This is a genomic window from Luteimonas sp. J29 (assembly GCF_000472505.1).
Lineage (GTDB): Bacteria > Pseudomonadota > Gammaproteobacteria > Xanthomonadales > Xanthomonadaceae > Luteimonas.
Window position 1 is genome coordinate 102,186 of sequence record NZ_AWZR01000005.1, and the last position, 10,844, is coordinate 113,029.

A 10,844-nucleotide genomic window follows, 5' to 3' on the forward strand; every position below is an offset into this window, starting at 1 on the left:
GGTCCTCCGGGCGTGGCCCGGAGGACCGCAAGGGGCCGCTACTGCAGCTTGAGCACGACGATCGACCGGGCCGGCAGGTCGACCGCCAGGTTGCCGCCTTCGATCCGTGCGCCGTCGAACGCCTTCGGCTGCACCCGGTCGGGGGCGTCGAAGGTGTTGTGCGCGGTGATCGCGTCGGCGGTCAGCACGCGGCCGGACACGCCGGTCGCCTGCACGCCGGCCACCGCCACCGAGACGCTGGCCGGGCGCTGGGCGTCGAGGTTGCTCAGCGCCACGTACACGTGGCCGTCCTGCGCCCGCACCGCCGAGCCGTGCACCGCGGGCACCCTGGTCCCGCCATGGCGGTACTCGGGCGCCTTGAGCTCGAGCGGCAGGTGGGTCGCGTCCTGCCACGGCAGGTACATCTCGAAGACGTGGTAGGTGGGCGTGAGCACCATCTTCGCGTCATCGGTCAGGATCATGGCCTGCAGCACGTTCACCATCTGCGCGATGTTGGCCATCTTCACCCGGTGCGCGTAGCGGCTCATCACGTCGAAGTGGATCGCGGCCACGAGCGCGTCGCGAAGCGTGTTCTGCTGCTGCAGGAACCCGGGGTTGGTGCCGGGGTAGGGCGCGTACCAGGTGCCCCACTCGTCGAGGTACAGGGCGACCTTGTTCTCCGGGTCGTACCGGTCCATCACCTCGATGTGCCTGCGCAGCAGCTCGTCGACCTTCAGCGCGCCCTCGAGGGTGAGGATCCAGGCCGATTCGTCGAACTCGAAGCTCGACTGGCGCGGCGGCCAGCCGCCGGGCACCGTGTAGTAATGCACCGACAGCGCATCCATGTGCTTGCCGGCGATTTTCATCATCACCTCGGTCCAGTTGTAGTCGTCGCCATTGGCGCCGGCCGCGACCTTGGTGATCTGCTGCCCGGCCGGGACCTTGACGAAGGTCTGGAACTGGCGGTGCAGGTTGGCGGCGTGCTCGGGCGTCATGTTGCCGCCGCAGCCCCACATCTCGTTGCCGATGCCGAAGAACGGCACCTTCCACGGCTTGTCGCGGCCGTTGGCGCGGCGCTCCTCGGCCAGCGACGAGCCCTTCTCGTAGGTCATGTACTCGACCCACTCGGCCATCTCGCGCGGCGAGCCGCTGCCGGTGTTGCCGGAGACGTAGGCGTCGGTGCCCAGCAGTTCGGCGAAGTCCATGAACTCGTGGGTGCCGAAGCTGTTGGGCTCCTCCACGCCGCCCCAGTGGGTGTTGATCTTGACCCGGCGCTTCTCGCGCGGGCCGATGCCGTCGCGCCAGTAGTACTCGTCGGCGAAGCAGCCGCCGGGCCAGCGCACCACCGGCACCTTGAGCTTCTTCAGCGCCTCGACCACGTCATTGCGGTAGCCGCGGGTGTTGGGGATCTTCGAGTCCTCGCCCACCCAGATGCCGCCGTAGATGCCGTAGCCCAGGTGCTCGGCGAACTGGCCGAAAATGTAGCGGCTGACGGTCTCGCCGGGCTGGTCGGCGCGCAGGGTCGCGGTGGCGCGCGCCGGTTCCTGGGCCTGGGCCAGGCCCGCGGCGAACAGGGCGGTGGTCAGCGCAAGCATTCGGACGGTGGTCTTGAGCATGGTTCCTCGGCCTCGGGTGTCGATGGGTCGGGTGCGTCGCCGGGCGCGCCGGGCGCCCGGCGCGCCGGGTCAGAAACGGTAACGCAAACCGACGGCGAAGGTGCGGCTGTAGAGCGCGGTGCCGAAGTTGTGCGTGCCGGGGTACTGGTAATAGCTCTGGTAGATCTCGTTGGTGAGGTTGGTGGCGTCGAAGGTCAGGCTGAGCGAGTCGCTGGCCTCCCAGCTCATCTGGAAATCGAGGCTCTTCTCCGCGTCGAAGTACACGCCCAGCGGGTTGGCGAACTGCGGCGCCTCGTAATGGTGCAGGAAGTCGTCGCGCCAGACGTAGGACAGGCGGGCGCCGAAGCGGGCACGCTCGTAGGCGAGCACGACGCTGTAGGAGGTGTCGGAGATGCCGAACATCGGCGTGGTGGTGCTGCCCACCACCTCGCCCGCGGTGTTGGTGATCGGGATCTGCTGGCTGGAGTCCAGCGCGGTGTAGCTGGCCTGGATGCCGAAGCCGTCGAGCAGCCCCGGCAGGTTGTCCGGGAACCACACCAGGCCCAGCTCGACGCCCTCCAGTTCGCCGCTGGAGGCGTTGTCGGGCTGGGTGAGGATGTAGTCGTAGCCCTCGTAGGTCACGCGCCGGCGGAAGTCCGACACCATGCCCTCGATCTCGCGCCGGAACACGGTGCCGTACAGGGCGCTGCCGGGGGCGAAGTACCACTCCAGGCCGAGGTCGTAGTTCTTCGATTCGGTCGGCCGCAGGTTCGGGTTGCCGCCGGTCGCCGTGCCGTAGCCGATGTTGGTGACGTCGTCGGTGTAGATGATGTTCGGGTTGAGCTGGGCGAACCCGGGCCGGCGCAGGGTCTCGCCGTAGGCCAGGCGCGCCATCAGGCCCGGGGTGAAGCTGTAGCGCAGGATCAGGCTGGGCAGCACCTTGGACGCGCTGGCCGAGGCGGTGCCTTCGCCGAAGCGCATGTCGGTGTCGACGTCGACGTAGCGCAGGCCGACCTGGCCGTCGAGGGTCCGCTCGCCGAAATCGAAGGCGAAGTCGCCCTGCACGTAGGCGTTGGTGGTGATCTCCCCGACGTTGAAGTTCTCCGTCATCACCAGCTGGTCGCCGGTGGGGCGGCCATAGAGCTGCCGGTAGAAGTCGGCATTGGCGCGGATGTAGTGGCCATCCGGCACGACCCACGAGGACGGGACGTCGGAGCGGCCGTCGAAGAAGCCCCGGTTGGTGTGCACCAGTCCCGGGCGCGCGGCGAACGAACAGTCGGGCAGGGCGAGGTCGCAGGCGTTGTCCGGACCGACCCGCATGCCTTCGCTGGCGCTGCGATCGTCGTAGCGCACGCCGAAGGACACCTTGTGGAACGGGCCCCAGTCCGCGGCGTAGTCGCCGTCGAAGGTGAAGGTGACCGCGTCGCCCCGGGCGTAGTTGGCGTTGTCGTAGAGCTGGGCCAGGTTCCACTGCGCCGGATCGGCGGTGTCGCTTTCGTCGATGCCCGGCGTTTCCGGATCGTCGTCGAAGCCGAACGCGGGCTTGCCCCCGCCGGCATTGAAGTCCACCCACACGCTGCGGGTGACCCGCTCGGCGCGCATGGCGAAGAAGTCGGTCTCGTACTCGCTGTCCTGGTAGGTGACCTCGGAGCGCAGCTTCAGCCGTTCGCCCACGTCCCAGCGCCCGCCCAGGGCGTAGAGGAAGCTGTCGGTCCGCCCGGTGGACAGGTCGCCGCTGGTGAAGTTGTACGGGAAACCGATGCCGCGGCGGGCACGCACGATGTTGGTGCCCGGGTACAGCTCGATGTTCTGGCCGGGGTTGTCGCCCAGGGCGCCCCACCAGTCGACGAACGAGAACAGCAGCGAGTTGAACGATTCGTTGCGGTAGCCGTTGTAGAACGCTTCGAACACGTACTCCGAGGCGTCGTCCGGGGCCCACTGCAGCGAGACGCTGGCGGCGGGGCGCTCGCGCTTGCCGGTGAGGTCGCTGGCGAACACCGCGTCGCGCGAAAGCACGTACTCGTACTGCTGGCCGCGCACCGGGACCGTGGAGCCCGGCGCGAAGGGCAGGCCGGCCTCGAGTCCCGGCTGCCACACATCGGCGCCGTCGATGATGGTCGGGATGCGCTCGTAGGGCACGAAGCCCTCCGGCGGGTTGTCGGTGAAGAAGGGCACCATCGCGCCGGCGGTCACGCTCTGGTCGCGATAGTTGGTCTCGGCGTACGACACGTTGACCAGCGCGCCGAACCGGCCGCCGCCCACGTCCCAGGTGTTGGACGCCAGCAGGCTGACGTTGGGGTCGGTCTCGTTGTTCTGCTCCTGGTGGATCGCGCGCGCGGCGACCACGAACCGGCGTCCGTCGAAGTCGAACGGGCGGTGGGTGCGGATGTCGAGCGTGCCGGCGATGCCGGTCTCGATATGCGCCGCCGAGCGGGTCTTGAAGACCTCCACGCTGGCCAGCAGGCTCGCCGGCACGTCGGCCAGCGCCACCGACCGGCCCGAGGCGGTGAAGATGTTGCGGCCGTTGATGGTGGTGTTGACGTCGTTGAGGCCGCGGATCGAGACCGTAGACACCTCGCCGTCGCCGCGGTCGGTGGTCTGCACGCCGGTCACGCGCTGCAGCGCCTCGACCAGGTTGTTGTCCGGGAACTTGCCGATGTCCTCGGCCACGATCGCGTCGACGATCTGCATCGAGCCCTGCTTGATCGTGAGCGCGTCGACCAGGCTGCCGCGCAGGCCGCGCACCTCCACGCGGTCGAGTTCGACCGCGTCCGCGCAGGGCGCGGCGGGATCGTCGGCGGTGGGGCAGGTGCGCGGCGCGTCCTGCGCGGTGGCGGGCAGGGCGGCCATGGCGAGTGCCAGCGCGGCGGGCAACGCGGCAAGGCGCAGGGCATGCGGCTGGGTCCGGCGGGTTGGACGGTTCATGTGGGCCTCGATGTCTCGGGATGTCGGGAAACCCCGCGCCGCCGTGCGACGCGGCGGGATCAGGGGAACAACGACCGGGTCGGCGGGCGGCGCCATCGGCGGCGCGTGGGCCGCGGGCCGGACGGGATCGCGGCGTGGGGGCGTGGCATGGCGGCATCCGCGGATGCCGCTCGAATCTGCGTCGTCACTGTCAAACCCCTCCCGGTTCCGTCTGGACGCTGTCGTTCGATTCGTGTCCGTCGCGCGCTGCGCGGCGAGGCGTCCCGGCCGTGTCTGGTGGCGTTGTGTGGCCGGGACGCGAACCGAGAATAGTTTCGGGTTTGATAACCTTCTAATGAATTTATGGCCCAGATGAATATGAAAGCGGATATGTTTTGCGGGACCCCCGCGAGGCATTCGATCTGGCCTTGCACCGATCCCAAAAGCGGGATGGCAGGCCTGCCGGGACGCCCCTAAGCTGCCGCGCGGCGGAGGGTCCGCCGCACGGGAGCAGGCATGGGCGGCATCCGGAACTTCGGACGGCTCGACGATGGGCCGGCGGTCGGCGCATATGCGATCGGCGATCCGGCGCAGGTGTCGGCGGAAATCCTCGACCTGGGCGGGATCCTCGCGCGGCTGCGCGTTCCCGGCGAGCGGGGCGCGGTTGACGTGGTGCTCGGCCTCCCCGACGCGCGCTCCTACGCCGTTGATCCGGCGTATCTCGGGCAGCTGGTCGGCCGCTACGGCAACCGCATCGCCGGCGCGGCGTTCGTGCTCGACGGCCGGCACTACAGGCTCGATGCCAACGAAGGACCCAACCAGCTCCATGGCGGCGCCGCGGGCTTCGGCCGGCGGCTCTGGAGCGTCGCCTCGCATTCGGAGGAGGCGCTGTCGCTGTCGCTGCGCTCGCCGGCGGGCGAGGGAGGCTATCCGGGCAACCTCGAGGTGGTGGCCACCTACCGTGCCGAAGCGGACGGACTGAGCCTGGTGTTCGAGGCGCGGTGCGATGCGCCGACGCCGTTCAATCCGACCCACCATCCCTACTTCAACCTCGCCGGCGACCGCGGCGTGCCGGCCGCGGCCCAGTGGCTGCAGGTCCCCGCGTCGCACTTCCTGCCGGTGGACGCGGCGCTGATCCCGCTCGGCGGCGTGGCGCCGGTGGACGGGACGCCATTCGATTTCCGCGTTGCGCGCCCGCTCGCCGGCGCCGCGCCGCATCCGCAGCTCGAGGCCGGCGGCGGCTACGACCACTGTCTCGTGCTCGACGCCGCGCGCGGCTTCACCGCGGCGCTGTATTCGCCGCACAGCGGGGTGGCGATGCGCCTGGACGCCGACGCGCCTGCGCTGCAGTTCTACGGTGGCCAGGGGCTGGCGCGCCAGCATCCGGGGCTGGGCGACGGCATCTGCCTGGAACCGCAGGACTACCCGGACGCGCCGAACCGGCCCGGGTTCCCGCCGGCGATCCTCGCGCCCGGCCAGCGCTACGTGCGCAGGATCCGGTACCGCTTCGCCCGTCCCGGGCGCGGGCGTGGCTGGGACGAGGTCGCGCGGGCGCTCCGGCTCGACCAGCCCGGCCTTGGCAGCGACGACGCGTCGCCCGCATAGTCGGGCGGACGCCACCTTCCATGCCGGCCGCATGGCCGGCCACGCATCGAGGAATACGCATGGCGACAACCCAATCCACGCACGACGCCCGGCGGATCGGCGAACAGGCCTGCTACCCGAACCTCGCCGGACGCCGCGTGTTCATCACCGGCGGCGGCAGCGGCATCGGCGCGGCGCTGGTGGAGGCGTTCGCGCGCCAGGGCGCGCGGGTGGCGTTCGTCGACATCGCCACCGCGTGCAGCGAGGAGCTGGTGCGCTCGGTCGAGTCGGCGGGCGCGTCGCGCCCCTGGTTCCGCGCCTGCGACGTGACCGACGTGGCGGCGCTGCAGCAGGCCATCGCCGACGGCGCCAGCGCGCTGGGCGGCGACTTCCACGTGCTGGTGAACAACGTCGGCAGCGACGACCGCCACCGGCTCGAGGAGGTCACGCCCGAGTACTGGGACCGGCGCGTGGCGATCAACCAGCGGCCGGCGTTCTTCGCGATCCAGTCGGTGGTGCCGGGCATGCGCCGGCTGGGCGGCGGTTCGATCATCAACCTCGGTTCGACCGGCTGGCAGTGCAAGACCGGCGGCTACCCGGTGTACGCCACCGCCAAGTCGTCGGTGAACGGGCTGACCCGCGGCCTGGCGCGCGAGCTGGGCGCCGACCGCATCCGCATCAACGTGGTCACTCCCGGCTGGGTGATGACGCAGCGCCAGATCGAACTGTGGCTGGACGAGGCCGGCGAGGAAGACCTCAAGCGCAACCAGTGCCTGCCGGACAAGGTCTGGCCGGACGACATCGCCGCGATGGTGCTGTTCCTGGCCTCGGACCAGGCGCGCGCGATCACCGCCCAGGAATTCGTGGTCGACGCCGGCTGGACCTGAGCGGCGGTCGGGGATGACCTCCTTCCCCCGCGTGCGGGGGAAGGCCGGGATGGGGGGCTTCAGCGGCATCGAAGAGTGGAAGGGGCCGGGTGGCCTTCGTTGCCCCCACCCCGGCCCTCTCCCGCAGGCGGGGGAGGGAGTCGTCGGGCGGTCGACCTTCCCCCGCATGCGGGGAGGGAGCCGTCCAACGGGCGGGCACGGAGCGCGCGGGCGGGACGGAACAGGCGGTCCGCAGCCTGGCTCGATATGCCCCTATCCATATCGATTTCCCTCTGAATCGAATTGGATGGATATCCCTCGCCCCGGCAGAATGGGCGTGGCATTCCTGGCAGGACCGCTCAGCAGATGCGATTGATCCAGCTGAAGGACGGGGCCGACGTGCGCGTCGGCATCGTCGAGGAGGACGGCCGGCACGTGCGCGTGCTCGGCGGCGTGGATGGCACCTGGGCCCTGGCCCGGGCCGCGATCGGCGCGGGGAGGAGCCTGGCCGAGGCGGCCGGAGCGCTCCCGGTCCAGGCGCGGCTCGAGTACGCGACGCTGCTCGCCGAGCGGCGCGTGCTTCCTCCGCTGCACCATCCCGACCCGGCGCACTGCATGGTCAGCGGCACCGGCCTGACCCACCTTGGCAGCGCCGCGGCGCGCGATGCCATGCACCAGAAGCTGCAGCAGCAGGCGGAGGAGGGCAGCCTCACCGACTCGATGCGCATGTTCCAGTGGGGCGTGGAAGGCGGCATGCCCGCGCCCGGCGAAGTCGGCGCCCAGCCCGAGTGGTTCTACAAGGGCGACGGCTCGATCGTGGCCGCGCCCGACGCCGAACTCGACTCGCCCGAGTTCGCCCTCGACGGCGGCGAGGAGCCCGAGCTCGTCGGCCTGTACGTCATCGACGACGCGGGCGTGCCGCACCGCCTCGGCTTCGCGATCGGCAACGAGTTCTCCGATCATGTGACCGAACGCCAGAACTACCTGTACCTGGCGCACTCCAAGCTGCGCGCCTGCGCGATCGGCCCCGAGCTGCGCGTCGGCGAGCTGCCGCGCGACCTGCGCGGCACCAGCCGCCTGCGGCGCGACGGCGCCGTGGTCTGGGAGAAGCCGTTCCTCACCGGCGAAGCCAACATGTGCCACTCGCTGGAGAACCTGGAGTACCACCACTTCAAGTACGCCGCGCACCGGCGCCCCGGCGACGTGCACCTGCACTTCTTCGGCACCGCCACGCTGAGCTTCGCCGACGGCGTGCGCACGCAGCCGGGCGACGTGTTCGAAATCGACCTGCCGGAGCTGGGCGCACCGCTGCGCAACACGCTGCGCAGCGTTCCGGCCGGCTTCCGGCCAGGCGGGGTGCGCCCGCTCTAGGCGCACGGGAGGGCCCCCACATGGAACAGCATTTCCGCAGCTACGTCGGCGGCCAGTGGGTCGACGGCAGCGGCAGCCACGCCGACGAGAATCCCGCCGACCTGGCCTCGCCGGTCGGCCGCTACGGCGTGCTCGACGCGGCGGCGACGGCGCAGGCGGTGGATGCGGCGGCCGCGGCGCTGCCGGCCTGGTCGCTGTCCAACCCGCAGCAGCGCGCCGACATCCTCGGCTTCGTGGGCAGCGAGATCCTCGCCCGCAAGGAGGAGCTGGGCCGACTGCTCGCGCGCGAGGAGGGCAAGACCCTGGCCGAGAGCATCGGCGAGGCCACGCGCGCCGGGCAGATCTTCAGGTTCTTCGCCGGCGAGGCGTTGCGCATCCCCGGCGAGAAGCTGGCTTCGACCCGTCCCGGCGTCGAGATCGAGATCACCCGCGAGCCGGTCGGCACCGTCGGCATCATCGCGCCGTGGAACTTCCCGCTGGCGATCCCGGCCTGGAAGATCGCCCCGGCCCTGGCCTACGGCAACACCGTGGTGTTCAAGCCGGCGGAGATCGTGCCCGGCTGCGCCTGGGCGCTCGCCGAGATCCTCTCGCGCGCCGGCCTGCCCGACGGCGTGTTCAACATGGTCCTGGGCAGCGGCCGCACGGTCGGACAGGCCCTGGTCTCGCACCCGAAGCTGGACGCACTGACCTTCACCGGCTCGGTGCCCACCGGCCGTGCCCTGCTGAAGCAGGCCGCGGAGCGGGCGCTGAAGGTGCAGATGGAGATGGGCGGCAAGAATCCGCTCGTGGTGCTGGCCGACGCCGACCTCGACACGGCGGTGGAATGCGCGGTCAATGGCGCGTTCTTCTCCACCGGCCAGCGCTGCACGGCCTCGAGCAGGCTGATCGTCGAGTCGGCGGTCCACGACGCCTTCGTCGAACGGATGCAGGCCCGCCTCGCGCAGCTGAAGGTGGGCGATCCGCTCGATCCGTCGGTGCACATCGGGCCGGTGGCCAGCGGCGCCCAGCTCGAGACCGACCTGTCCTACATCCGGGCCGGGCACGAGGACGGCGGCGAGCTGCTGGCCGGGGGCGCGCGCGTGGACTGTGCCACCGAGGGCCACTTCCTGGCGCCGACCCTGTTCGCGGCCCAGCCGTCGCACCGGATCGCGCGCGAGGAGATCTTCGGCCCGGTCGCGGCGGTGCTGCGCGCCGACGACTACGAGCACGCGCTGGCGCTGGCCAACGACACCCCGTTCGGGCTGTGCGCGGGGATCTGCACCACATCGCTGAGGCACGCCTCGCATTTCAGGCGCCACGCCCAGGCGGGCATGGTCATGGTGAACCTGCCCACCGCCGGGGTGGATCCGCACGTGCCCTTCGGCGGCCGCAAGGCCTCGAGCTACGGCCCGCGCGAGCAGGGCCGCTACGCGGTGGAGTTCTACACGACGGTCAAGACCGCCTACATCGCCCCCTGAGGGCGGGCCCGGTGCCGGCACGCCCCGGCGCATGGCAACATGCTTGGTAGCGCAAACATCAAGATGGCGTACGGGAGGAGATGATGCGGAAGGTTTCTGGAGTGCTGGCGCTGCTGTGCGCCGCGATGCTCGCCGGCTGCGGCGGCGGGGAGGGAGGCGGCGCCGGCGACTCGATCACGGTCGGTTTCAGCCAGGTCGGCGCCGAGAGCGAGTGGCGCACCGCCAACACCCGCTCGGTGAAGGAGGCGCTGGCGCCGCCGGAATTCAACCTGCGCTTCTCCGACGCGCAGCAGAAGCAGGAGAACCAGATCAAGGCGCTGCGCTCGTTCATCGCCCAGGGCGTGGACGTGATCGCGTTCTCCCCGGTGGTGGAGACCGGCTGGGACACGGTGCTGCAGGAGGCGAAGGCCGCCGGGATCCCGGTGGTGCTGACCGACCGCGCGGTGAAGGTGTCCGACGAGTCGCTGTACGCGACTTTCATCGGTTCGGACTTCGTCGAGGAAGGCCGCCGCGCCGCGCGCTGGGTGATCGAGGACAGCGAGGGCAAGCCGGGCCCGATCCGGATCGTCGAACTGCAGGGCACGGTCGGTTCGGCCCCGGCCAACGACCGCATGCGCGGCTTCAAGGAAGTGATCGGGGAAGACGACCGCTTCGTGATCGTGCGCTCGCAAAGCGGCGACTTCACCCGGGCCAAGGGCAAGGAAGTGATGGAGGCCTTCCTCAAGGCCGAAGGCGGCAACATCGACGTGCTCTTCGCGCACAACGACGACATGGCCATCGGCGCGATCCAGGCGATCGAAGAAGCCGGCCTCAGGCCTGGCACCGACATCCGCATCGTGTCGATCGACGGCGTGCGCGGCGCGTTCGAGGCGATGAAGGCCGGCAAGCTCAACGCCACGGTCGAATGCAACCCGCTGCTCGGCCCGCAGCTGGCGCAGCTGATCCGCGACGTGCACGCCGGGCGCGAAGTGCCCCGGCGCGTGGTGGTGGAGGAGGGCGTGTTCACCCAGGACCAGGCCGAGGCCGAACTGCCCAACCGCAAGTACTGAGCCCGGCCCCGATGCGTCGCTGTCGCCTGACCCGCACGC

7 protein-coding genes are annotated in these 10,844 nt (G+C 70.6%); 5 read left to right on the forward strand and 2 right to left on the reverse strand.

Annotated elements, in window-relative coordinates; genetic code table 11:
• Nucleotides 1-38: 38 nt before the first annotated feature.
• Nucleotides 39-1,595, reverse strand: coding sequence for an alpha-L-arabinofuranosidase C-terminal domain-containing protein (locus LUTJ29_RS0109340; protein ID WP_027072284.1), 1,557 nt, complete (start codon nt 1,593-1,595; stop codon nt 39-41).
• A 69-nt stretch (nt 1,596-1,664) separates the two neighbouring features.
• Nucleotides 1,665-4,499: a TonB-dependent receptor gene (locus tag LUTJ29_RS0109345; protein WP_051322885.1), complete on the reverse strand. Its 2,835-nt coding sequence runs from the start codon at nt 4,497-4,499 to the stop codon at nt 1,665-1,667.
• A 495-nt stretch (nt 4,500-4,994) separates the two neighbouring features.
• Here LUTJ29_RS0109345 and LUTJ29_RS16965 point away from each other — a divergent pair, with 495 nt between their 5' ends.
• From LUTJ29_RS16965 to LUTJ29_RS0109375, 5 genes are all read left to right on the forward strand, one after another.
• Nucleotides 4,995-6,083 carry an aldose epimerase family protein gene (locus LUTJ29_RS16965; RefSeq protein WP_051322886.1) on the forward strand — a complete coding sequence of 363 codons (1,089 nt, stop codon included), beginning with the start codon at nt 4,995-4,997 and terminating at the stop codon, nt 6,081-6,083.
• Between the two features lie 59 nt (nt 6,084-6,142).
• Entirely contained in the window at nt 6,143-6,949 is an 807-nt protein-coding gene (locus LUTJ29_RS0109360; RefSeq protein WP_051322887.1) for an SDR family oxidoreductase, read from the forward strand.
• 345 nt (nt 6,950-7,294) lie between these two features.
• Complete coding sequence (araD1, locus tag LUTJ29_RS0109365) at nt 7,295-8,299, forward strand: AraD1 family protein (protein ID WP_027072287.1); 1,005 nt, start codon at nt 7,295-7,297, stop codon at nt 8,297-8,299.
• Between the two features lie 20 nt (nt 8,300-8,319).
• The gene (locus LUTJ29_RS0109370; RefSeq protein ID WP_027072288.1) at nt 8,320-9,756 is read left to right on the forward strand and encodes an aldehyde dehydrogenase family protein; all 1,437 of its coding nucleotides are present in this window, start codon (nt 8,320-8,322) and stop codon (nt 9,754-9,756) included.
• An 83-nt stretch (nt 9,757-9,839) separates the two neighbouring features.
• Nucleotides 9,840-10,805 (forward strand): ABC transporter substrate-binding protein, encoded by a 966-nt coding sequence (locus tag LUTJ29_RS0109375; protein ID WP_043741048.1) that lies wholly within the window; start codon nt 9,840-9,842, stop codon nt 10,803-10,805.
• Nucleotides 10,806-10,844 lie beyond the last annotated feature (39 nt).

Coding starts and splice junctions, on each gene's coding strand:
- LUTJ29_RS0109345 (WP_051322885.1), bottom strand. CDS start 4,499: ATGAACCGTCCAACCCGCCGGACCCAGCCGCATGCCCTGCGCCTTGCC.
- LUTJ29_RS16965 (WP_051322886.1), top strand. CDS start 4,995: ATGGGCGGCATCCGGAACTTCGGACGGCTCGACGATGGGCCGGCGGTC.
- LUTJ29_RS0109340 (WP_027072284.1), bottom strand. CDS start 1,595: ATGCTCAAGACCACCGTCCGAATGCTTGCGCTGACCACCGCCCTGTTC.
- LUTJ29_RS0109370 (WP_027072288.1), top strand. CDS start 8,320: ATGGAACAGCATTTCCGCAGCTACGTCGGCGGCCAGTGGGTCGACGGC.
- LUTJ29_RS0109360 (WP_051322887.1), top strand. CDS start 6,143: ATGGCGACAACCCAATCCACGCACGACGCCCGGCGGATCGGCGAACAG.
- araD1 (WP_027072287.1), top strand. CDS start 7,295: ATGCGATTGATCCAGCTGAAGGACGGGGCCGACGTGCGCGTCGGCATC.
- LUTJ29_RS0109375 (WP_043741048.1), top strand. CDS start 9,840: ATGCGGAAGGTTTCTGGAGTGCTGGCGCTGCTGTGCGCCGCGATGCTC.